This window comes from Pseudomonas sp. KH_046_2 (genome assembly GCF_057838985.1).
This window is the reverse complement of record NZ_CM174480.1, coordinates 2363813-2386155: the sequence shown is the minus strand read 5'-3', so window position 1 is coordinate 2386155 and position 22343 is coordinate 2363813. Positions and strand designations below refer to the sequence as shown.

General features: G+C 56.3%; 21 protein-coding genes and 4 pseudogenes. 22 read left to right on the top strand and 3 right to left on the bottom strand.

Annotation, left to right across the window (positions count from 1 at the left end; genetic code table 11):
- Positions 1-95 precede the first annotated feature (95 nt).
- The 14 genes and pseudogenes from AC3IX1_RS10820 to AC3IX1_RS10755 all read left to right on the top strand — a co-directional run.
- Positions 96-1121: pseudogene (locus AC3IX1_RS10820) on the top strand (HAMP domain-containing protein); the annotation flags it as partial.
- 144 nt (positions 1122-1265) lie between these two features.
- Positions 1266-1979 carry a methyl-accepting chemotaxis protein gene (locus tag AC3IX1_RS10815; RefSeq protein WP_489388715.1) on the top strand — a complete coding sequence of 238 codons (714 nt, stop codon included), beginning with the start codon at positions 1266-1268 and terminating at the stop codon, positions 1977-1979.
- 67 nt (positions 1980-2046) lie between these two features.
- A complete protein-coding gene (acs, locus tag AC3IX1_RS10810; protein ID WP_489388153.1) occupies positions 2047-4002 on the top strand; it encodes an acetate--CoA ligase in 1956 nt (651 codons plus the stop codon).
- A gap of 180 nt (positions 4003-4182) precedes the next feature.
- Positions 4183-4344: a hypothetical protein gene (locus tag AC3IX1_RS10805; RefSeq protein ID WP_489388152.1), complete on the top strand. Its 162-nt coding sequence runs from the start codon at positions 4183-4185 to the stop codon at positions 4342-4344.
- Positions 4345-4681: 337 nt separating this feature from the next.
- Positions 4682-5710: an AraC family transcriptional regulator gene (locus AC3IX1_RS10800; RefSeq protein WP_489388151.1), complete on the top strand. Its 1029-nt coding sequence runs from the start codon at positions 4682-4684 to the stop codon at positions 5708-5710.
- Between the two features lie 288 nt (positions 5711-5998).
- On the top strand, positions 5999-7276 hold the full coding sequence (locus AC3IX1_RS10795; RefSeq protein ID WP_489388150.1) for an OmpP1/FadL family transporter: 1278 nt from the start codon (positions 5999-6001) through the stop codon (positions 7274-7276).
- A 95-nt stretch (positions 7277-7371) separates the two neighbouring features.
- On the top strand, positions 7372-8853 hold the full coding sequence (locus AC3IX1_RS10790; protein ID WP_489388149.1) for a DUF1254 domain-containing protein: 1482 nt from the start codon (positions 7372-7374) through the stop codon (positions 8851-8853).
- A gap of 152 nt (positions 8854-9005) precedes the next feature.
- Positions 9006-9683 (top strand): DUF3313 domain-containing protein, encoded by a 678-nt coding sequence (locus tag AC3IX1_RS10785; protein ID WP_489388148.1) that lies wholly within the window; start codon positions 9006-9008, stop codon positions 9681-9683.
- Positions 9684-9742: 59 nt separating this feature from the next.
- Positions 9743-10081 carry a hypothetical protein gene (locus AC3IX1_RS10780; protein ID WP_489388147.1) on the top strand — a complete coding sequence of 113 codons (339 nt, stop codon included), beginning with the start codon at positions 9743-9745 and terminating at the stop codon, positions 10079-10081.
- Positions 10082-10095: 14 nt separating this feature from the next.
- Positions 10096-10554 (top strand): glycine zipper 2TM domain-containing protein, encoded by a 459-nt coding sequence (locus tag AC3IX1_RS10775; RefSeq protein WP_489388146.1) that lies wholly within the window; start codon positions 10096-10098, stop codon positions 10552-10554.
- 427 nt (positions 10555-10981) lie between these two features.
- Entirely contained in the window at positions 10982-11794 is an 813-nt protein-coding gene (locus tag AC3IX1_RS10770; RefSeq protein ID WP_489388145.1) for a transporter, read from the top strand.
- A gap of 486 nt (positions 11795-12280) precedes the next feature.
- On the top strand, positions 12281-13669 hold the full coding sequence (locus AC3IX1_RS10765) for a DUF1254 domain-containing protein (protein ID WP_489388144.1): 1389 nt from the start codon (positions 12281-12283) through the stop codon (positions 13667-13669).
- Between the two features lie 160 nt (positions 13670-13829).
- Positions 13830-14162: pseudogene (locus tag AC3IX1_RS10760) on the top strand (site-specific integrase); the annotation flags it as partial.
- A gap of 131 nt (positions 14163-14293) precedes the next feature.
- On the top strand, positions 14294-14482 hold the full coding sequence (locus AC3IX1_RS10755) for a ribbon-helix-helix protein, CopG family (RefSeq protein ID WP_095077032.1): 189 nt from the start codon (positions 14294-14296) through the stop codon (positions 14480-14482).
- Positions 14483-14503: 21 nt separating this feature from the next.
- Here AC3IX1_RS10755 and AC3IX1_RS10750 read toward each other — a convergent pair whose 3' ends face one another.
- Entirely contained in the window at positions 14504-16165 is a 1662-nt protein-coding gene (locus AC3IX1_RS10750; protein ID WP_489388143.1) for a SulP family inorganic anion transporter, read from the bottom strand.
- A 175-nt stretch (positions 16166-16340) separates the two neighbouring features.
- Here AC3IX1_RS10750 and AC3IX1_RS10745 point away from each other — a divergent pair, with 175 nt between their 5' ends.
- Complete coding sequence (locus tag AC3IX1_RS10745; protein WP_032828974.1) at positions 16341-16571, top strand: hypothetical protein; 231 nt, start codon at positions 16341-16343, stop codon at positions 16569-16571.
- A gap of 160 nt (positions 16572-16731) precedes the next feature.
- Here AC3IX1_RS10745 and AC3IX1_RS10740 read toward each other — a convergent pair whose 3' ends face one another.
- Positions 16732-16866, bottom strand: coding sequence for a hypothetical protein (locus AC3IX1_RS10740; RefSeq protein WP_489388142.1), 135 nt, complete (start codon positions 16864-16866; stop codon positions 16732-16734).
- A 377-nt stretch (positions 16867-17243) separates the two neighbouring features.
- On the opposite strand from AC3IX1_RS10740, the gene AC3IX1_RS10735 reads away from it, so the two are divergent.
- Genes AC3IX1_RS10735 through AC3IX1_RS10720 form a run of 4 tightly spaced genes read left to right on the top strand, consistent with a single transcriptional unit; the run spans position 17244 to position 20298 of the window.
- A complete protein-coding gene (locus tag AC3IX1_RS10735) occupies positions 17244-18026 on the top strand; it encodes a transporter substrate-binding domain-containing protein (RefSeq protein ID WP_489388141.1) in 783 nt (260 codons plus the stop codon).
- A 55-nt stretch (positions 18027-18081) separates the two neighbouring features.
- The gene (locus AC3IX1_RS10730; protein ID WP_046037968.1) at positions 18082-18810 is read left to right on the top strand and encodes an ABC transporter permease; all 729 of its coding nucleotides are present in this window, start codon (positions 18082-18084) and stop codon (positions 18808-18810) included.
- Entirely contained in the window at positions 18807-19517 is a 711-nt protein-coding gene (locus AC3IX1_RS10725; protein WP_489388140.1) for an ABC transporter permease, read from the top strand. The genes AC3IX1_RS10730 and AC3IX1_RS10725 overlap by 4 nt, the downstream gene beginning before the upstream one ends.
- Before the next feature lie 16 nt (positions 19518-19533).
- A complete protein-coding gene (locus AC3IX1_RS10720) occupies positions 19534-20298 on the top strand; it encodes an ABC transporter ATP-binding protein (RefSeq protein ID WP_489388139.1) in 765 nt (254 codons plus the stop codon).
- Positions 20299-20352: 54 nt separating this feature from the next.
- Here AC3IX1_RS10720 and AC3IX1_RS10715 read toward each other — a convergent pair.
- Positions 20353-20547: pseudogene (locus AC3IX1_RS10715) on the bottom strand (KUP/HAK/KT family potassium transporter); the annotation flags it as partial.
- A 148-nt stretch (positions 20548-20695) separates the two neighbouring features.
- Here AC3IX1_RS10715 and AC3IX1_RS10710 point away from each other — a divergent pair.
- The 3 genes and pseudogenes from AC3IX1_RS10710 to AC3IX1_RS10700 all read left to right on the top strand — a co-directional run.
- Complete coding sequence (locus AC3IX1_RS10710; protein ID WP_489388138.1) at positions 20696-20941, top strand: hypothetical protein; 246 nt, start codon at positions 20696-20698, stop codon at positions 20939-20941.
- Between the two features lie 428 nt (positions 20942-21369).
- Positions 21370-21603 carry a potassium-transporting ATPase subunit KdpA gene (locus AC3IX1_RS10705; protein ID WP_489388137.1) on the top strand — a complete coding sequence of 78 codons (234 nt, stop codon included), beginning with the start codon at positions 21370-21372 and terminating at the stop codon, positions 21601-21603.
- Between the two features lie 10 nt (positions 21604-21613).
- Positions 21614-22342: pseudogene (locus AC3IX1_RS10700) on the top strand (P-type ATPase actuator domain-containing protein); the annotation flags it as partial.
- Between the last annotated feature and the right edge of the window lies 1 nt (position 22343).

Sequence of the window (22343 nt, the reverse complement as noted above, 5' to 3'; positions counted from 1 at the left end):
TTCAGGATCCAACCCGGATCCACTGTGGGAGCGAGCCTGCTCGCGATGGCGGTCTCAAACACAAAAAATCACCTTCCCGCCGCGCGGAGTCCTCGATGAAAATCCGTTACAAGGTAAGCCTTGTGGCTGCTTGTGTGCTGTTCGTGACGACCAGTCTTCTGTCGCTGGTCCAGGTAGGACAGATACGTACAATTTTGCGTAATCAGGTCGAAGCGAGCATCTCCGAATCGAGTAATGCAGTGGCGCGACAGATCGAAAACTGGCTAAACGGCAAACTTCGCCTGATGGATTTGGCATCCCAGGCGATCGACCGTCAGTACAGTGCGCAAGCGACCCAAAGAATCATCGACTCGCCCGTATTGAAAGATGAATTCAAGCTGGTATTCGGTGCACTCGAATCCGACGGAAAACCCATCAAGAACACTGCATCCTGGAATCCAAAACCTGATTATGACGGTCGCACCCGCCCTTGGTACGCGACCGGCAAGGCCGGTAGCCAGGCTGTTTTAACCGAACCCTACAAGGACTCCACCACGGGTGAAATCCTGATCTCGGCTGTTGCCCGGATCAGCGATGCGGGTCAATTGCTCGGGGTGTTTGGCGGTGACATTCGCCTGACTTCGGTTGCCGACGCCATCAATACGCTGGATTTCGGCGGGGCCGGCTATGCGTTTCTGTTGAGTAAAAGTGGCAACATCATTTCCCACCCGGACGCTGAACTGAACGGCAAGCCCTACAGTCAGCTTTTCGCTGGAAGTGCCCTGCCGCTCGACAGTCAGCTTCAGGAAGTCAGCAGCAATGGAAAGTCCCTGCTGGTTTCCTTCATCCCGCTCACCGATCTCAAGGGCATGGATTGGTATATCGGCGTAGTGCTGGATCAGGGCATCGTCATGGCCGCAGCCCATACCCTGACCTGGCGAGCCGTCATCGGTACTGGCCTGGGCGTGTTGCTTAGCCTGCTGGTGTTGGGGCTGCTTGTCAGACGGCTGCTCCGGCCTCTGGATCAACTCAAGGAATCACTGGCAGACATCAACCGCGGAGAAGGCGACCTGACCCGCCAGCTGCCAGTGACCGGCAGCGATGAAGTGGCGCTGGTCTCCAGGGAATTCAACCAGTTCCTGCAAAACCTGAAGGCGCTCATTGGCGATGTGAAAAACAGCTCGCAACAAGTTCGCGAGAGCACCACCGCGACGTCATGTGAAGCGGATCAGGCAGCCAACCGCGTACAGATTCAATTGCAGGAACTGGATCAACTCGCCACGGCCATGACCGAGATGGCCTCTACCGCAGAGGACGTGGCACGCAACGCTCAAGCCGCTGCCGAGGCGGCGATCGTTGCCACCGAGCAAGCAACGGACGGAGTCGCCCTGGTCTCCAGATCAACGGGGGCCATCAAGCGTTTGGCTGACGAGATGGACGATACCGGTCACGCCATCAATGAACTATCCACGCTCAGTCAAAGCATCGAATCGATCGTGGCGGTCATCACCAGCATCGCCGACCAGACTAATCTTCTCGCGCTCAACGCGGCCATCGAAGCGGCACGCGCTGGTGAATCGGGACGGGGGTTTGCCGTGGTTGCCGATGAGGTGCGCTCTCTTGCCTCGCGCACTCAGCAATCCACTCAGGAAATACGCCTGATGATTGATCAACTGCAGACGGGGGTGAAACACGCCCAAGTGCGAATGCAGCAAAGCCGCGACACTGCCAGCAAGACGGCAGGAGATGCCAATGCAGCCAATGCAACGCTCGAGCGCATACGTGAAGCCATTTACCGCATCAATGACATGAATCTGCAGATTGCCGCTGCCGCTGAAGAACAGAGCGCCACGACCGAGGAAATCAATCGCAATACGAGCAACATCCGCGATATCAGCCTTGAGGTATCCGGCAGTGCCGAGAAGCAGGTCCGCCAATGTTCAGTGATGGGGGACCATGTAGGCCAGCAAGACAGGCTTCTCAGCCGCTTCAGAATTTGAATCCGGCAACTGAATGTACAAAACAGCGACAGATCACAAAAACAACTATTCCACCGAGGTAAGAAAGATGAGTGCGGCTTCCCTGTATCCCGTTCGTCCCGAGGTTCTGGCTAACACGCTGACCGACGAGGCGACCTACAAGGCCATGTACCAGCAGTCGGTCGTCAACCCGGACGGCTTCTGGCGCGAGCAAGCCAAGCGCCTCGACTGGATCAAGCCTTTCACCACGGTGAAGCAGACTTCCTTCGACGATCACCATATCGACATCAAGTGGTTCGCCGACGGCACCCTGAACGTTTCCTACAACTGCCTCGACCGTCATCTGGCCGAGCGCGGTGATCAGGTCGCGATCATCTGGGAGGGCGATGACCCTGCCGAAAGCCGCCACATCACTTACCGCGAACTGCACGAGCAAGTGTGCAAGTTCGCCAACGCCCTGCGTGGCCAGGATGTGCACCGCGGCGACGTGGTGACGATCTATATGCCGATGATCCCCGAAGCCGTGGTCGCCATGCTGGCCTGTACCCGGATCGGCGCGATTCACTCGGTGGTGTTCGGCGGTTTCTCGCCGGAAGCCCTGGCCGGTCGCATCATCGACTGCAAATCCAAAGTGGTGATCACTGCCGACGAAGGTATTCGTGCCGGCAAGAAGATCCCGCTCAAGGCCAACGTCGACGACGCCCTGACCAATCCGGAAACCAGCAGCATCCAGAAAGTCATCGTGTGCCAGCGCACCGGTGGCGACATCAAGTGGAACCCGCATCGCGACATCTGGTTCGAAGACCTGATGAAAGTGGCCGGCACCGTGTGCGCGCCGAAAGAGATGGGCGCCGAAGAAGCGCTGTTCATCCTTTATACCTCCGGCTCCACCGGCAAGCCGAAGGGCGTGCAGCACACCACCGGCGGCTACCTGCTGTACGCGGCCATGACCCACGAGCGCGTGTTCGACTACCGCCCGGGCGAGATCTACTGGTGCACCGCCGACGTCGGCTGGGTCACCGGCCACAGTTACATCGTCTACGGCCCGCTGGCCAACGGCGCGACCACGCTGCTGTTCGAAGGCGTGCCGAACTACCCGGACATCACCCGGGTGGCGAAGATCGTCGACAAGCACAAGGTCAACATCCTCTACACCGCACCGACCGCGATCCGCGCCATGATGGCCTCGGGCACCGCCGCCGTTGAAGGTGCCGACGGCAGCAGCCTGCGTCTGTTGGGGTCGGTGGGCGAGCCGATCAACCCGGAAGCCTGGGACTGGTACTACAAGAATGTCGGCAAGTCGCGCTGCCCGATCGTCGACACCTGGTGGCAGACCGAAACCGGCGGTAACATGATGAGCCCGCTGCCGGGCGCTCACGCGCTCAAGCCAGGTTCGGCGGCGCGTCCGTTCTTCGGTGTGGTGCCAGCGCTGGTGGACAACCTGGGCAACATCGTCGAAGGCGAGGCCGAGGGCAACCTGGTGATTCTCGATTCGTGGCCAGGCCAGGCGCGGACGCTGTTTGGCGATCACGACCGCTTCGTCGACACCTACTTCAAGACCTTCCGTGGCATGTACTTCACCGGTGACGGCGCCCGTCGCGATGCCGACGGCTACTACTGGATCACCGGTCGCGTGGACGACGTGCTCAACGTGTCCGGCCACCGCATGGGCACCGCCGAGATCGAAAGCGCGATGGTCGCGCACCCGAAAGTCGCCGAAGCGGCGGTGGTTGGTGTGCCGCACGACATCAAGGGGCAGGGCATTTATGTCTACGTCACCCTGAAAAACGGCGAAGAGCCGAACGAGCAACTGCGCCTGGAGCTGAAAAACTGGGTGCGCAAGGAAATCGGTCCGATTGCTTCGCCGGATGTGATCCAGTGGGCGCCGGGGCTGCCGAAGACTCGCTCGGGCAAGATCATGCGCCGGATTCTGCGCAAGATCGCTACGGCTGAATATGATGGGTTGGGTGATATTTCCACCCTGGCTGATCCGAGTGTGGTGCAGCATTTGATTGATACGCACAAGACCATGAATGTCGCGTAAGCGACCTCGAGCCCCCAGACGATAGGAGTCGATTTCAGTTCTGTTGCCAAGGCTGAAAGAACTATCGTCTGGTTCGCACTGAGCCCTGATGCGATCTCACGCACTGAGAGCAGACCAGCCCGGAAGAGCGATTCAATACGCTCTCAGTCGTACGTCATCGGCAGCGGTCCGGATCACGCGATGACCGCGATGGATATCCCGGGCTTCCAAGAAGTGCGAGCGCTATCGCTGCACCTGTACAACAAGTCTGGAAAAGATGGGCAGAAAATCGCAGGGCATGCGAACGAAGGCATGCCCCAAAACTACCAACGCGATCACCCACCGACCGATCTAACAGTATGATTTTATTAAGAAATAATGATAAGAAGGGAATGATTCGAACACTCCCCCCTAGCACCCCGTCTCCTTTTTATACTTATTGAATGCTTCCAAAATTTGACTCTGGACTTTCCAAGCTAGTATTTACTTGAGTTTCAGCGGTGTCCTGCTCTATGAGAGTCCAATAACGTCCTTCAGGAGCCGACGTTTTGGTGGAGGTAAAAGTAGGGGAAACCCATTGAGCTAGCTTCCGACCGCATTGGCGTGGAGTATTTAACAATGACCATTTTTACGGAGAGCAATGGCCTGAACCCGCTCGTCGCTCGTCCAATTTCAGCATCAGGAATGATTGCGAACCAATATGCCAAAAAAACAATCGTCTTTAAAAATGAGTGGCCCAGGAGAAATCAGCACGAGTCCATTCCGTAGCCTCCCGCAAGTAGTTGATTTTATAGGTGGTTCCTCGCAGAGAGTATTCCAGAAAGCAGGCATCAGTTTAGAGCAATTTGTCAATGAAGAAAGGCACCTCGCCTATATGGACGCTGCTCACCTATTCAAAGCGGCATACGAACACACCGATTGCCCCCATATTGGCTTACTGATAGGCGAGCGTTTTACACTGGATAATTTGGGGCCGGTGGGCCAGCTTATGCGTCTCGCGACTTCACCAGGCGATGCATTGAACGACCTGGTCGGGCATGCAAATCTCTATGATCGTGGCGCGACCCCACTCCTTCTTCCCTTGGCGGGCCAACATAGTTTGTTGGGATATGTCATTTATCGCCACGACCTGCCCAATCAATCATTACTTGTTGACACTGCCGTCATGGTTGGCCTCCAAATGTTGCGGACATTGTTAGGCGCTAGCTGGACGCCCGTTCGTGTGCAGTTTTCATATCGCAAGCCATCAGATATCACCCCGTACGTCAAAAAATTTCGCTGTAACATTCAGTTCAACACAAGCATCTCAGGGCTTGTAATAAACAATCAGCAACTCCGGCAGATTCAATGTACGGCGAATCCACGCTTACACCATCTGCTTAAACTGGCTATTTCGACTGCCACGTCACCTTTGACGATTTCAGAACAAATAAAGAGCCAGGCATACGCTCTGTTATTGAAAGGCCAGGCAAACTCCAAGCACATCGCCAGTCAATTCTCATTGAATGAAAGAACGCTGCGACGCCGGCTGGACGCGGAAGGTTTTCACCTTAAAGAACTGATCACCGATTCCAGAAGCAACTTCGCGCGGCAGCTCTTGAAAGATACGGATTTGCCGATATCCACAATCTCTCAGACCCTTCAATACCAGGATCCAAACGCCTTCTCCCGTGCATTCAAAACGTGGACAAATACGTCACCACAGCATTGGAGAGATGGACTGAGGTAGCCTCCCTTGAGGGTTGACTCAACAATTTCCATCCCCCCGCGATACCGCGCGCACTGTCCGAAAATGCAAGGTGCCTTTCTGATGATTGCCGTAAAGTGAACGCAACAACAGGCTGGTTGCAAAGCTGATCTTCGGCTTTTTGTGCTGTTCATGAGGCTGGCGATTAGTTGCGCCTGCGGGTGGAGTTCCGCGCAGACACTCAAGAAGGCCGCACGAGTAAAAGACCATGCCCTGGCCTTGGGGCGATCCAAGCGATATCGATTGAGTGATCTGATTGAGAGGGATTTCATGCCATTAAATAAAAGTCTGTTGTCGATTACTGTTCTTGGTGCGCTGACACTCTTTACCAGTGGCCGCAGTGTTGCCGGTGGCCTGATGTTGTACGAAATCGCTACCGACAACGTCGGACTGGCCAATGCCGGTGCAGCGGCCCGGGCACAAGGCCCTTCGACCATCGCCAGCAACCCCGCAGGCTTGAGCTACCTCAGCGGAACACAGATTTCCGCTGGCGCTCAGGTTCTTTTTGGTGACTTATCGTTCGATAAAGACAGTGAAACCAATACACCGGGCACCGACAGTGGTAACGCGCTCAATCCCATACCGGGTGGCAGTTTCTTCATCAGCCATCAACTGGATGATCGGTGGTCCGTCGGTTTTGGCTCCTATGGCGATTTCGGCCTCGCTGAAAACTACGACAACGACTGGTCCGGCCGTTATTTCGTGCAGAACGCGAGCATTGCGGGACTGTCACTGGTACCCAGTGTCGCCTATCGCTTCAACGATCAATGGTCCGTCGGCGTCGGACTGAAAGCCATGTACGGGACGCTGAAGAGCGAAGCCGCCATCGATCAGACGCCGCTCGGACTGACACAACGGGGTGACGGCCAATACAAATACCGGGACAGCACATGGGGTTACGGCGCCAACGCAGGCGTGATTTATGCCCCAAAGCCCGGCACCCGGATTGGCCTGGCTTACACCAGTCAGGTTGACCTCGACTTCGAGGATCGCCTGGATGTGGAGAGCAGTGCTCCGTTGGTGAGCCGCCTCAACAGCCTCAACACCAAAATCGACCTGAAAGTCCCGCAAACGGCGACCCTCAGCCTGTACCAGCAACTGGATACGCAATGGTCTATTCTGGCCACAGTCAATTGGCAGGATTGGTCGAAATTCGGCGACATCGGCATTGACGTAGACACTTCCAGAACCGGTTCACGGGCCACCTCAATCGATGCGCATAACAAAGACACGTATCAATTGGCGCTTGGCGCCCAATACCAGATGAACCAGGACTGGGTCTGGGATTTCGGTGTCGCCTATGACACGTCCGCTGTGTCCGACGGTAATCGTACGTTCACCGTACCCATGGGCGCCGCCTGGCGCTTCGCCACTGGCTTTACTTATTCGCTGAATAAAGAGACAGACGTGAATTTCAGTTGGGTCACGGTGTGGATGGGGGACATGCCAGTCGATCAGCAAAAATCTCTGTCTGGCAATCGTGTATCAGGCGAGTTCGACAACGCCTGGATTCAAGCCCTGACCGCCAACATGACTTGGCGCTACTGAGAAAAATCCAAGAGTGCTTCAAGTGTCATGCCTGGTATTTAACCGTGGACATGAACACTCACGACGCCAACTTGCACAAAACCAACGAGGTGGAAATGAACAGGAAGTCTCACAGTGGCTGGACAATGGCTGCGGCGCTCGTCGTCGTAGGTTCAACACTTTTCACCGGTTGTACGAGCAAGCTCGATCCGATTACACAGGCAGACAAGGCGGATGCGACCAAGGGCGTTCCCGCGCCGAGTCTGGAGCAAACCAAGGCGATCGCCGAGGAAGGCTTTATCTACGGCTTGCCGCTGGTCATGAACTACGCCGTGATGAACGAATTCGCGGTGGACTCCAGGTCCAGCCAGTTCAAGGCCCCCTTCAACCAACTGCACAACGAGCATCGGGTTTCTACTCCCGCCGATAAGGCCGTCATTACACCCAACAGCGACACCCCGTACTCGATACTCTGGGCCGACCTGCGCGCAGAGCCTCTCGTAATCACTGTGCCGGCCGTGTCCAAAAAGCGCTACTACTCGGTGCAGCTGATCGACGGCAACACCTATAACTACGGCTACATCGGCAGCCGGGCAACGGCCAGCGCCCCCGGGAGCTATCTGATTGCAGGCCCCGACTGGAAGGGTGCGACACCCCCTGGCATCGACAAGGTGTTCAGCTCCACGACCCCTTTCGCACTGACGTTGATCCGCACCCAGTTGTTCAATCCAGCCGACATGCCGAATGTCGAGAAGCTGCAGGCGGCTTACAAGGTCCAGCCGCTGTCCGCCTTCCTCCATCAACCCGCGCCGCCCGCTGCGCCGAAGATTGCTTTCGTGCCGGCCACCACGGAGGGCATCAAGGCCAACTTCTTCGAGTACCTGTCGGCCGCGTTGGAGTATGTGCCGCCATCGGCTGAGGACAAGGCGATCCGTGCCAGGCTGGCCAGCATCGGCGTAGGCCCCGGTCGCAGCTTCGAATTCAAAGACCTCTCGCTCGAACACAAGGCCGTGGTCCTGCTCGGGATGAAGGCCGGCGACGAGAAGGTCGACAGGTTTCTCGCGAGCGGAATGAAGAACATCAATGGCTGGAACGTCGGCGCGTTCTTCGGTGACCAGGCGTTCTACAAAGGCGACTGGCTGATGCGGGCTGGCGCCGCGAAGGGCGGTCTGTACGGCAACGACGCCGCCGAGGCGACGTACCCCTACACGCGTACCGACGGCACCGGCCAGACGCTCGATACCAGCAAGCGCAACTACACGCTGACCTTCCCCGCCGGCAAGCTGCCACCGGTCAATGCCTTCTGGTCGGTGACCATGTACGACGGCAAGAGCCAGCTGCTGATCAAGAATCCGCTCAACCGTTACCTGATCAATTCACCGATGCTGTCGGCCATGAAGAAAAACGCAGACGGTTCGCTGACCCTGTACGTCCAGAAGGATTCGCCGGGCAAGGCCAAGGAAGCCAACTGGTTGCCGGCGCCCGACGACACGGTCTATCTGGTGATGCGCCTCTACTGGCCGAAGACCACGGCGCCTTCGATTCTTCCCGCAGGCAGCGGCAGCTGGCAGCCGCCGGCAGTGGTGGCATCAAAGTAAAGCGACGCTTGCGACTGCTTGCAGTTGGCAAGCAGTCGTTCGATTGCTCAGGCAGAGATCCAGCGGGCCTTATTGCCGAAAGGAATGAGGCCGCAGGGTCTGGCCTTGAATAAAAGACATTCAGGAACCCATCCCTCAAGGAGTACCGTTATATGAACTTTCCGCACAAATGGATTACGGGTGCCGCACTGAGCAGCTTGTTGTTGACCGGCTGCGTATCGAAAGTCACTGAAACCGAGCAATACTCGGGCTACCTGTCCAACTACAACAACTTGCAGGAAGTCAAAACGGCAAGCGGCGGCACAACAATGCGCTGGGTCAGTCCGTCGTGGAACCCGAATGCCTATGACACGGCGGTGTTCAACAAGCTGGAGCTTTATCCCGCGCCCAAGCCCGATGAGCGGGTCAACCAGCAAACGCTGACGGATATTCAGAACTACATGACCAGTAAGGCCAAAGGCACCCTGGGTCAGAAATACCGTGTGGTTTCCAATGCCAGCGCCGCGCCGGCGGGCTCCAACCCCCTGCTGATGCGTGCGGCGATCACCGGGGTGAATGCCGAAAACGAAGGGATGAAATGGTACGAAGTGGTGCCGATCGCCGCCGTGGTCGGAGCAACACAGGCCGCCACCGGCCACCGCGATCAGGACAGCACTTTGTTCATCGAGGCCGAGATTATCGATGCGAGAACCAACCAGACGGTAGCCAAGGTTGTACGCAAGGTGTTTGGTACAACGCTGGAAAACGAAAGCCAGAAGATCACCGCCCAGGACTTCAAAGCGGCGATCGACAAGTTGAACGTCGATCTCTGGGCATTCATTCGCAGTTGAGCCTTGATTGAACTGCCAACAGACGTTGGCTCATTACACTTCCAGCAGAGGATGCTGACATGCCTCCCTCTTCATCGCTTCGACTCTCAAGATTGCAGCGGCCATTACTCTTTGCGGCTCTCGTTGCCAGTGTGCTGGCGTTAGGCGCCTGCGCATCGGTAGACGCACAGACAACCGCATATGTCGGGGGCGAACATCCCGCGCCGACCTTGCCCAGCGAAGTCCAGGTCGAACAAGAACTGCGTGAAGAAGGCGCCAAACTTGGCGCAGACGTCGTGGTTGTCGTTTACGACCGGATTCAACCTGTCGCGGCCAATGTCACAGGTTCTCTGTGGAGCCGGGACATAGAAACGATTCAAGGACGCAAGCTGAAAGGCATTGCAATCAAATACCAATAACGAGGTGCACCGCAATGAAAGTAATCCTGTCCTGGCTGTCAGTCACGTTGATGACGGTGCTGATAAGTGCCTGTTCCGCCGTCGGGTCAACCGATGGCGGCGCCGGTGAAATCGAGATTCGCTCAGGGAAGATCGAGCAGATATCGCTGACGCAGATGCAGACCAACCACGACAGTGGTGTCGGCGCCGTACTCGGCGGCCTTGGCGGCTTGGCGGTTGGTAGCTTGATCGGGGGGGGCACCGGGCGTGACGTCGCCATGGTTGCCGGCGCACTCGCCGGTGCCGCGGGCGGTAACTACGCCGAGAAGAAAAAGTATGACCAACCGGTCGAGGCGCAACAGATCATCGTGCGGGTCAACAGTGGCGTGCTGGTATCGGTGACCCAACCGATCAATCCGTCCCTGACTAAAGGCTCGAAGGTGTATATCCAGGGCTCAGGCAATGATGCCCGCGTTGTGCCGCAAGGCAGTTAAGGCTGACTGTTCGGATTCGTAAAACACCGTACCTGCCTCCTGTACGAATTTTGTGGAAGCGAGTTTGCTCGCGATGGATTCAAGATAGCTGCGTTTGTTCTGTAAACACGCGTTTTCGTTGACGACCATCGCGAGCAAGCTCGCTCCTACAAAAAGCGTCGCGCCCATTCGAGGCATGGTCAACGAGATGTAGAGACTACTCAAGTAATCGTCACTGCAACGGTAAACTTTACGCCCCCTCCTACCCGGACCCGACAACACTTGGCTGAGGGTGGAAGTTGAACTTGTGAAGTAAGTAACTTCAGCATCAGCTTCAGTTAATTACGCCCCCCCTGAGTTCGAGGCATTCAAGTAGCTTCTGTTTGTCGTTAGCAGGCTCCCGTTGGTCGTCGAGGAGCCGCGGCGATCCGCATCCAAGGAATTCGACATGAACAAGAACATTGAACGACTGCTGCTATCATCTTTGATTTTCAGTATGTCGGTTTCCAGTCAGGCTGACGATCAGGCGGAACTGGCTAAACAGTCATTGAATCCAGTCGCGGCACTGTACAGCTTGCCCATCCAATACAACTGGAATCAGAAAATGGGGCCCTCCGGTGATGGAATCCAGAGTGTCACCAATATCCAGCCGGTTTTACCCTTCTCACTCAATGACGATTGGAATCTGATCTCTCGCACGATTCTCCCGATCATTGATCAGCACGGATTGGCACCGAGGGGTATCGCCGATAAAAGCGGAGTGGGCGACACCTCGCAAAGCTTCTTTTTCTCTCCCAAAGAACCAACCGAGGACGGCTGGATCTGGGGCGCAGGCCCCGCGCTGTTGTTACCGACCGGTAGTGATGAGTTACTGAGTAGCGAACAATGGGGGATTGGACCGACAGCGGTGGCGTTGAAGCAGGCCAACGGTTGGACGAACGGTATTCTGGCGAACCACATCTGGTCGCTGGACAACAACCCGGCCAATGACAGGGAGAAGGTCAATCAGACATATCTGCAACCCTTTCTGGTCTATACCACAGCGTCGTACACCAGTATTGGCATTAATACAGAATCCACTTACGACTGGGAAGCCAGGGAATGGAATGTGCCGATCAACCTGTTCGTGACGCAATTGTTCAAAGTCGGCAAGCAGCCCATGAGCCTTCAGGTGGGGCCGCGATACTGGGCGGACAGTCCTGAAGATGGTGCACACGGTTGGGGCTTTCGGGTGGCGTACACACTACTCTTTCCTAAATGAAACTATCCGTAAGATTCACTTTTAGCGCTCGAATGGTTGAGCGCCTACGACTCGGTGAAACTCGAGAAGTTTCCCCCCTTTGATGAGGATAGATATGAATCAAGATCATCAGGATTCCTGCCTTAGAGGGCACATCAGTGTCTAGCCATGCTGGCTGGCACGAAAACTCACTACCGGCCAGAAGTCAGAGGACACGTTGCTGTCATGTCAGCAGCGTTGTTTGATTTGCTACCTATACTGACCGAGCAGTCTGGGCTTGCCATCCGTCGTGTTTCTCCTCGACCAGTGTCGCGCTCGCGCCGACCAACATCAGGTAAAACAAAGACTTACAGCAAGAAACGGAGCGTTACGAGATATCAGGTCGTGAGCAAACGCGACATTGAATATCGCCTGATCAGCAGTTAACTGGCCGACTCAATCATCTAATGCGAAAAATGGAGTTTCAAGTTCATGATAACCACACTACCGAGAATATTTGGCTGTACGATGGTATTGCTCGCGTCCTTTGGGTTTACGCACGCCCAGGCAGCGGACATCACTCCCGCTGAGACGAAAGCCATCGCCGAGGAAGGCTACATCTACGGTCTGCCCATCGTGATGAACTACGCGACCATGTACGACTATGCCGTGGACAAAAGCTCCAGCCAGTACAAGGCGCCGTTCAACCACATTTACAACATGCACAAAGTCTTTAGCTACAAGGACACGGCCATCGTCTCGCCGAACAGCGACACGCCGTATTCCTTGATGTTCATGGACCTGCGTAGCGAGCCGATCGTGCTCTCGGTACCGACGGTGGAGAAACCGCGGTACTACTCGGTGCAGCTCATCGATAACAACACCAACAACTTCGGTTACATCGGCAGCCGTACCACCGGCAGCGAAGCCGGCGATTACATGGTGGTCGGTCCAGACTGGAAGGGCGTGACCCCGCCAGGCATCAAGAAAGTGTTTCGTTCCCAAACACAACTCCTCTTCGTGATCTTTCGCACCCAGCTCTTCAATCCGGCGGACATGCCGAACGTCGAAAAGATCCAGTCCGGTTATGCGACCCAGCCGTTATCGGCTTTTCTCAAGCAACCTGCGCCGCCTGCCGCGCCAGCGATCGACTTTCCGAAGTTCGACAAGGACCTCGTGAAGACTGACTTCTTCAAGTACCTGGGCTTTGCGTTACAGTTTGCCCCGGCCACACCGGAAGAAGTGGCGATCCGCGCGAAGCTGGCCCGTATGGGCATTGGCGCCGGCAAGGACTTCAACTTCCAGGATCTCTCCGCCGAGCAAAAGGCCGCAGTGGTTGAGGGCATGCAGGCTGGGCAGACGAAGGTCCGGGCTGCGGCCAATCATCTCGGCACGCAGGTCAATGGTTGGAACATCGTGGGTTCCGGCGGTGATGCCGCGTTCTACGGTAGTGACTGGCTAAAGCGTGCCGCCATCGCACAAGCGGGCATCTATGCCAACGACGCCGAAGAGGCCACGTATCCGATGGCCAAGATCCTGTCCGATGGTACGCCGCTTGACGGCAGCAAACACAACTACACCATCACCTTTCCCGCTGGACAGCTCCCACCGGTCAATGCCTTCTGGTCGGTGACGATGTACGACGGCAAGTCGCAACTGCTGATCAAGAATCCGATCAATCGCTACCTCATCAACTCGCCGATGCTACCCGAGATGAAGAAGAATGCAGACGGCTCGCTGACGCTCTACGTCCAGAAGGACTCACCCGGCGCGGACAAGGAAAGCAACTGGCTGCCCGCACCGAATGATCTGATCTACATGGTGATGCGCCTGTATTGGCCAAAGACGGAAAACCCTTCCGTCCTGCCTCCTGGCAAAGGCACGTGGAGTCCACCCGCGATCGTCAAAATCAATTGAGCACCTAACGACCGGTTGCAGCGGACGGCGCTGGCGTGCCGCCGCTGAACCGGGGCGTCAGGGTTTCGCAGAGGCCCTGACGTCCGCTTTGATTACCCAAAGGCCGGCGGTGGCCGCAAACCGTATACCTTGTTGTTTTGGCGTTAGCTGCTCGCTGCGCTTGGCAAACGGGTGGTTTCACGTCGTCGACAAAGGCAACAAGCGGCCAAGATCGGTGTGCGGGACGAGTACATTCAAGATGTATCTCGCGCGTTATCGCCGATCATTGGAGCTGTCTCCCCTACCCTCACCACAAGAAAAACACCGTTGATTTCGACGCTTGAAGGGTGCGCTGGACTGTCGGATCGACATGTAAGATCGCGCCTCCAGGGCACTGCAACGTATCGAGAGTGAAGGTTGGAGTGAGGATGAAATCGACCAGCTTCGTTCAGCATCCCTCCACTGGCGTCGCCATACTGCTGCCACGTTTGACGCTGAGTCGAAGCAGATCCGACTCATCACCCACCGTGAGAGGCAAATCTTTTCTTGTGGGTAAAGTCGAAGTAACGAGCAGCACAGTGACAGTACCGGACAAGGCAATTACAATTTGATTAACATCTAGCGACTTGAGCGATTGAATACCCCATGGAAAGCAAGACTGCGCGCCTCACTGTGCTCATTGATCCCGTCAAGAAAAAAGCTTTCGAGGAACTCTGTGCGGCACAAGACCTGACGTCTTCGCAGGTTGTCCGCCAACTGATTCGTGACTACCTGGACACCCACGGTGCCAGCTATTCGACCAAGAGTAAGCATGCCGCCAGCACCAAGTCATAACCTGACACGGGCGCTAAGCCTCTAGAGGGGCGACGGACCCTCTGCAATACTGACCGCTTTAGCCAGCGCGGTGTTGAAGTCGGCGTGGTAATGCTCCGTGCCGATTTCTTGCAAGATACCCACCCTATCGAGCTTGTGGAGCACCTTCGCGTTCGCTTCGCAGAGTTTCACCACGATATTGCGCTTGTGCAGTTGCTGAATGACCTCCTCCAGCACCTGCAAGCCCGTGATATCCATAAACGGTACACGCTTCAAGCGAATAATCAGTAGACGTGGATCGGTATGGGTCTGTGCCAAGACACGCTCGAAGGTCTCTGCCGCGCCAAAGAACAATGGCCCTTCAATCGTATAAATCAATGTTCCTGGCGGCAGGCGAGTGTGCCCATTGGCCCTCAGCTCTTCTTCAAGTTCGTGCTCGATTACCTGTTGCACCTCCACAGATGAGGCCATGCGGCGCATGAAGTGCAGCATCGCAAGAATGACGCCTATATTCACGGCGATCACCAAGTCACTGAACACTGTGAGGCTGAAAGTGATGAGCAGGATAGCTACGTCTGCGCGTGGGGCCCGCTGGACCATGCGTTTGAAGTGCTTCAACTCGCTCATGTTGTACGCGACCACGAAAAGAATGGCGGCCAGGGAGCACAGTGGAATGTTTGAGGCCAGAGGTGCCAGAAACAAAATAATAAGCACCAAGGTGACCGCGTGCGTAATGCCAGCCAGCGGGCTCGTGCCGCCGTTACGGATATTGGTTGCAGTACGGGCAATGGCTCCGGTCGCTGCGAAACCGCCAAACAATGGCGTGACCAGATTAGCCACTCCCTGACCGATCAGCTCCTGATTGGAATCGTGCTTGGTGCCTGCCATGCCATCGGCCACCATTGCGGACAGCAGCGATTCGATCGCTCCAAGCATGGCGATAGTGAACGCCGGACCGATCAAATCGATGACGCGAGACAGCGTGATTTCAGGCAGGCTCAACGCTGGAAGGCCTTGAGGTATTCCCCCAAATGCGCTGCCAATCGTGGCTACCCCCTCGAAATGAAAGGTTGACTGTATCGCTGTAGCTACCGCCATTGCGACTAATGGGCCAGGTACCCGTTTGAGTCCGGGAATTCTGGATGCGGTGATGACCAGGAAAAGACCAAGTACCGCCAGCAGGGTCGTGGCCATGTGAAGATCCGGGAGCGCCTGGAGCAAATGCCAGAATTTTTCATGGAAGTGTTCTCCACTGATCTTCGGTAAACCGAAAAAGTCTTTCCACTGTCCGACCCAGATGATCACGCCGATGCCTGCGGTGAATCCGACGATCACCGGGTCAGGGATAAACTTGATGATTGCACCAAGGCGGGCCATCCCCAGCAATAACAACATGGCCCCCGCCATCATCGTGGCGATTTGCAAACCGTCAACACCATGCTTGGCGGTGACCCCCGCCAAAATCACGATGAACGCACCTGTCGGCCCGGCAATCTGCAAGCGGCTTCCGCCAAAGAGTGAAACCAGCAGACCACCGATGATTGCGGTGTAGACGCCTTGCTCAGGCTTGACGCCAGATGCAATGGCAAACGCCATTGCAAGGGGGAGCGCCACGACCCCGACGATCACGCCAGACACCAAATTGCGCAGCCAATGCTCTCGCCCCAACAACCCCGCCTTCCATGCCTCACCTATCGCAATCATGGCTAGCTCCTCAGTGGATGCATGTGCATAATATTAACATACAGTGATAATTTAAATGCCCTTGATCCACCGCTTCGTGCGGCTGGAGATGTTTATCGTGAAAGTTCAGATGGAGCTGGGCGGGCATGCACTGCAAATAGAGAATCTTGAGAGCGCGTGTAGCGCGGTGACTGACATGAATCGTAAAGCCGTGAAAAGCAAACACGCCGAAGGCGTGACCTTTGACACCCATGTGATCGCAAATCCGACCAACCCCAAGGAGTGGATCGTGTTCTTCAAGAAGGACGCCGGGAGAAGTTATTTCCTGGTTGATGACAACGAGGAAGTCGAGTCTTTCGGACATCTGGATGACCTGATCGCCGAGCTTCGAGACTTGGGCCTCAAGACCGCTGAAATCCATTTCTAGAAATCATTGTTGATCGGTACAGGCAGATTGAACCTCACCCTGCATACCTGCCTGCTTGTTCTAAATAGCGGATCCGATTGAACTCGGGACCTCCGGTAAAAAAGCCGAGCAACTCAATCGCCGGTCAGATAAGCGAGCAACTACAAGGGAGTGGCCGTTTTCAGCCCTTCGCGACAGGCAGAAAACGGCCGATTCTGTTGAAAAAGTAGCTCCCCTGTCTGGCCTGCGGCAAAATCTCTGCATTGGCCAGATGTGGCCGCTGCGCGTTGTAGATCAGCACCGATTCATCAACCATTTTCACCGCGTCGGCCAGGTTCTTGGGCGATGCAGCAAAAACCCCGTCGTTCTGACCGTCGATGCTGCTGGAGCATCAAGGATTGAGCCAGGAAAGTCGGCGCCCCTAATCTCACACTTTGTTACCGCATACCCCAGCCGGGTGTAAAAACCTGCTTCGGTAACAGCCTCGCAGGCGGCCTCCCTCCCTGCGCTCACTTGCCTGCCAAGCCCATCCCAGAGCGCTGCACGCGTTTTCTCAAACGCCCGATCCGCGAATTGGCCGGGTGATTGCATATGCTTGTCTGTACAAGTATCTGCGTGTGCATAAGACATGTTGCCAAGCAGTACGCGTGCTCTGCGTCACAAGCGCTTTCGATGGTCCCAGGGAATAAAATAATGAAAAAAGCATTTCTCACCCTTTCTGCATTAGCTTTGTGTGTGGCTGCCGGTTCTGCGTTGGCCAAGGAGTACAAGGAGTTGCGTTTTGGCGTCGACCCCTCTTATGCGCCATTCGAATCCAAGGCCGCCGATGGCAGCCTGGTGGGCTTCGATATCGACCTGGGTAACGCGATCTGCGCAGAGCTGAAGGTCAAGTGCAAGTGGGTCGAAAGCGATTTCGACGGCATGATTCCCGGCCTCAAGGCCAACAAGTTCGACGGTGTGATCTCTTCCATGACCGCCACGCCAGCGCGCGAGAAAGTCATCGATTTCTCAAACGAGCTGTTCTCTGGCCCGACCGCGCTGGTATTCAAGAAAGGCGTGGCCATCGGCACCGATCCGGCCTCCCTCAAGGGCAAGAAAGTCGGCTACGAGCAAGGCACCATCCAGGAAGCCTACGCCAAGGCCGTGCTGGACAAGGCCGGGGTAGAGACCCAGGCCTACGCCAATCAGGACCAGGTGTACGCTGACCTGGTCTCCGGACGCCTCGATGCCTCGATCCAGGACATGCTGCAAGCCGAACTGGGCTTCCTGAAGTCGCCGCCAGGCGCCGACTTCCAGGTCAGCGAGCCGATCGAAAGCCCCCTGCTGCCAGCCAAAACCGCCGTGGGTCTCAGCAAAGGCAACGCCGAGCTCCAGTCCTTGTTGAACAAAGGTATCCAGGCACTGCACGACAATGGCACCTATGCGGCCGTCCAGCAGAAGCACTTTGGCGATCTGAATCTCTACAGCGGCAAATAATGACCCTGCGCCCATTTTCGGATGGGCACTTTTTTGATTGACGTAGGGCTGCTCAATGCTAGAAAACCTATTGCAGATTCTTGGGCTGTCAGGCTTTAGCCTTAAGGGCTTCGGCCCGCTGTTGCTGCAAGGCTCCTGGATGACTGTCAAATTATCCTTTCTGTGCTTGCTGGTGAGTGTTGGCCTGGGCCTGATCGGCGCCAGCGCCAAGCTTTCGAAATCGGCACTGCTGCGCGTCCCTGCGCAGGCCTACACCACGCTGATCCGCGGCGTTCCGGACCTGGTCCTGATGCTGCTGATCTTCTACAGCCTGCAAACCTGGCTGACCTCGTTTACCGATTTCATGGAATGGGAATACATCGAGATCAACCCGTTCAGTGCCGGGGTCATCACCCTGGGCTTCATCTACGGGGCTTACTTCACCGAAACCTTCCGTGGCGCCATCCTTGCCGTACCGCGAGGGCAGATGGAAGCGGCTACCGCCTACGGCCTGACCCGCGCTCAGCGCTTTCGCCTGGTGGTGTTCCCGCAAATGATGCGTTTTGCCCTGCCGGGTATCGGTAACAACTGGATGGTGATCCTCAAGGCCACGGCGCTGGTGTCGATCATTGGCCTGGCCGACCTGGTCAAGGTGGCCCAGGACGCGGGCAAGAGCTCCTATCAGCTGTTCTTCTTCCTGATTCTGGCCGCCTTGATCTATCTGGTGATAACCACCGTTTCAAACTACGTCTTGCGCCGGATGGAAATCTTCTACGCCGCAGGCACCCGGGAGGCCGTGCGATGATCGAACTTCTACAGGAGTACTGGAAACCTTTCCTGTTCCAGGACGGCAATCACATCACCGGGCTGGCCATGACCCTCTGGCTGCTCAGCGCCTCGATCTTCTTCGGCTTCGTGATGTCGATCCCGCTGTCGATTGCCCGGGTCTCGGACAATGTCTGGGTGCGCTGGCCGGTGCAGTTCTACACCTACCTGTTCCGCGGTACGCCACTCTATATTCAGCTGCTGATCTGTTACACCGGCATTTACAGCCTGGCCGCGGTGCGTGCTCAGCCCGTGCTGGATGCGTTCTTTCGCGATGCGATGAACTGCACGATCCTGGCCTTCGCCCTGAACACCTGCGCCTATACCACGGAGATCTTCGCCGGGGCCATTCGCAGCATGAACCACGGCGAAGTCGAAGCGGCCAAGGCTTACGGCCTGACTGGCTGGAAACTGTATGCCTACGTGATCATGCCATCGGCCTTGCGTCGCTCGCTGCCGTACTACAGCAACGAAGTGATCCTGATGCTGCACTCGACCACCGTGGCCTTCACCGCGACCATCCCGGACATCCTGAAAGTCGCGCGGGACGCCAACTCGGCGACCTTCCTGACCTTCCAGTCGTTCGGCATCGCCGCGTTGATCTACCTGGCAGTCACTTTTGCGCTGGTCGGCCTGTTCCGCCTGGCTGAACGCCGTTGGTTGTCTTTCCTCGGCCCGGCTCACTAATTCAGGATGCTTGTTCATGTACAAACTGACCGTTGAAAACCTGCACAAAAGTTATGGCAACCATGAAGTCCTCAAGGGCGTTTCGCTAAACGCCAAGACCGGCGATGTGATCAGCCTGATTGGCGCCAGTGGTTCGGGCAAGAGCACCTTTCTGCGTTGCATCAACTTCCTGGAAACGCCCAACGACGGCGCCATGAGCCTGGACAACCAGCCGATTCAAATGGTCCATGACCGCCACGGCATGCGCGTGGCCGACGCCAATGAACTGCAACGCCTGCGCACTCGCCTGGCGATGGTGTTCCAGCACTTCAACCTGTGGAGCCACATGACCGTGCTCGAGAACATCACCATGGCCCCACGCCGGGTGCTGGGCGTCAGCAAGAAGGACGCAGAGGATCGCGCCCGGCGCTACCTGGACAAGGTCGGTTTGCCGGCACGGGTGGCCGATCAATACCCCGCGTTTCTCTCGGGTGGTCAGCAGCAACGGGTCGCCATTGCCCGTGCCCTGAGCATGGAACCGGAGATCATGCTGTTCGACGAGCCGACTTCGGCCCTGGACCCGGAACTGGTGGGAGAAGTGCTCAAGGTGATCCAGGGGCTGGCCGAAGAAGGCCGCACCATGATCATGGTGACTCATGAAATGAGCTTTGCGCGCAAAGTGTCGAACCAGGTGCTGTTCCTGCACCAGGGGCGGGTCGAAGAACAGGGTGCGCCCGAGGACGTATTGGGCAACCCCAAAAGCGAGCGCCTGCAGCAATTCCTCAGCGGCAACCTGAAGTAACCGTAGCGCCTTCGAGCGACTGCAGGGTCGCTCGAAGGCATACTCAATGACTCTTTACATCCCAACCTGCGTGCCCAGCTCGATCACCCGATTCAACGGCAACTTGAAGTACTTCAGATTGCTATTGGCATTCTTCAGCAAAAACGCGAACAGGCTTTCTCGCCAACGGGCCATACCGATGCGTTTGGTCGGGATCACCGTTTCCCGGCTGAAGAAATAGGTCGTGCGCATTGGACTGAAGTCCAGCTCGGGCCGAAGAAAAACTTAACGCCGTGTCCGGGATCAGTTGATCCACTACACGCCCCCCCCTTTACGACAGACCGCAATCTGGCGGTAACAAGAGGCGTTACACGATTTAAGGATTGCCATCAGACGAATTCGAAGTCTGCTAACGCCGTTGCGCTCATTCAAGGAAACGACCGCCCTCTGCGCGGCTGCCACCCAGGTAGGTCGGATGACGACACCGGCGCGGGATCTGGAAGTCATGACCAGTGAACTTGAGCATCGGGGCATGCCGGTATCCATAGTGCGCCCTCAGGTAACTAAAAAAGCCGGCAGCCTAAACAGCCGCGGCTCGCCCGTTCAGCGTCACGTTTACTCGAACGTATGGGGTCGTATAATTAACCAAAAGAACCGTAAATAAATCGTAGAACGCCTTGAGTTCCGCAGCAGATATTTTATTCTCCGAAACAAATTCAACGGGAGGATATTATGAACAGCTCGGACTTGGGCATTATGGTCATTTCAATTATTGGCCTATTCGGATTTGCATCTTTTGCTTTTGAGTACTTGAGCAACAACCAATCAACCAGAATCAAAAAACAGAAACACATCATAGAACATCAACAAAGAAAAACGCCCCTTATTAAACAACCTGCCTTGATCCAGCCACACCATCCAAGATCCTTATAAGATTTTTATTCTTTCGCCCCCAATCCTTTTAACAATTTATCAGGCATCAAACTAGGCTTCCTTCATTGCCGGAGGGAATGCCATGGACTTCATCTTTTTAGTACTCGGAGCGCTGTTTTGTAACCGCTCCATGAACCCCACATTCAAAGCTGCAATTTGATGCTGGCCATCATGACCTGGTTTGGCCGGTTCGGCGTCATCGTGCCCGTGCTTGCGGTCGCCGGTAGCCTGGCGGCCAAGAAACGCCTGGCGGTTACTGGAGGCACGATGCCCACCCACGGCATGCTGTTCGTGGTGCTGCTGATGGGTACCGTGTTGCTGGTCGGCTTGTTGAGCTACGTACCGTCGCTCGCGCTGGGTCCCATCGTTGAACACTTCATCATGATCAAGTGAGATCACGAACATGACACGCAAAGCGTTCTCCTTGTTCGACCCCAGACTCATACGACCTGCCATGGTTGAATCCTTGCGCAAGCTCAGTCCCAGGATCCAGTGGCGCAACCCAGTGATGTTCGTCGTCTACATCGGCGCAATCATCACCACCGTTCTGTGGGCACAAGCGCTTGGCGGCAAGGGTGAGGCCGGCTCCGGGTTCATTCTCGCGATTGCCCTATGGCTCTGGTTCACCGTGTTGTTCGCCAATTTTGCCGAGGCGCTGGCCGAAGGCCGAAGCAAGGCTCAGGCCGCGTCCCTGCGTGATCTGAAAAAGGAAACCTGGGCCAAGAAGCTGCGCGAGCCCCATTACGGCGCCGAGTGGCAACTGGCTCAGTCGAGCGACCTGTGCAAGGGCGACATCGTGGTGGTTGAAGCCGGCGACTTGGCTGACTCGGTGATCCCCGCCGACGGCGAAGTGATCGAAGGCGCTGCCTCGGTAGATGAGTCCGCGATCACCGGTGAGTCGGCCCCGGTAATCCGCGAGTGTGGCGGCGATTTCTCGGCGGTGACCGGCGGGACTCGGGTTCTGTCGGACTGGATTGTCGTGCGCGTGACCACCAATCCCGGCGAAACCTTCGTCGACCGAATGATCGCCATGGTCGAGAACGCCAAACGACAAAAGACCCCGAATGAAATCGCCCTGTCAATTTTATTGGTCGCCCTGACAATCGTGTTCCTCGGCGTGACATCGAGTATTC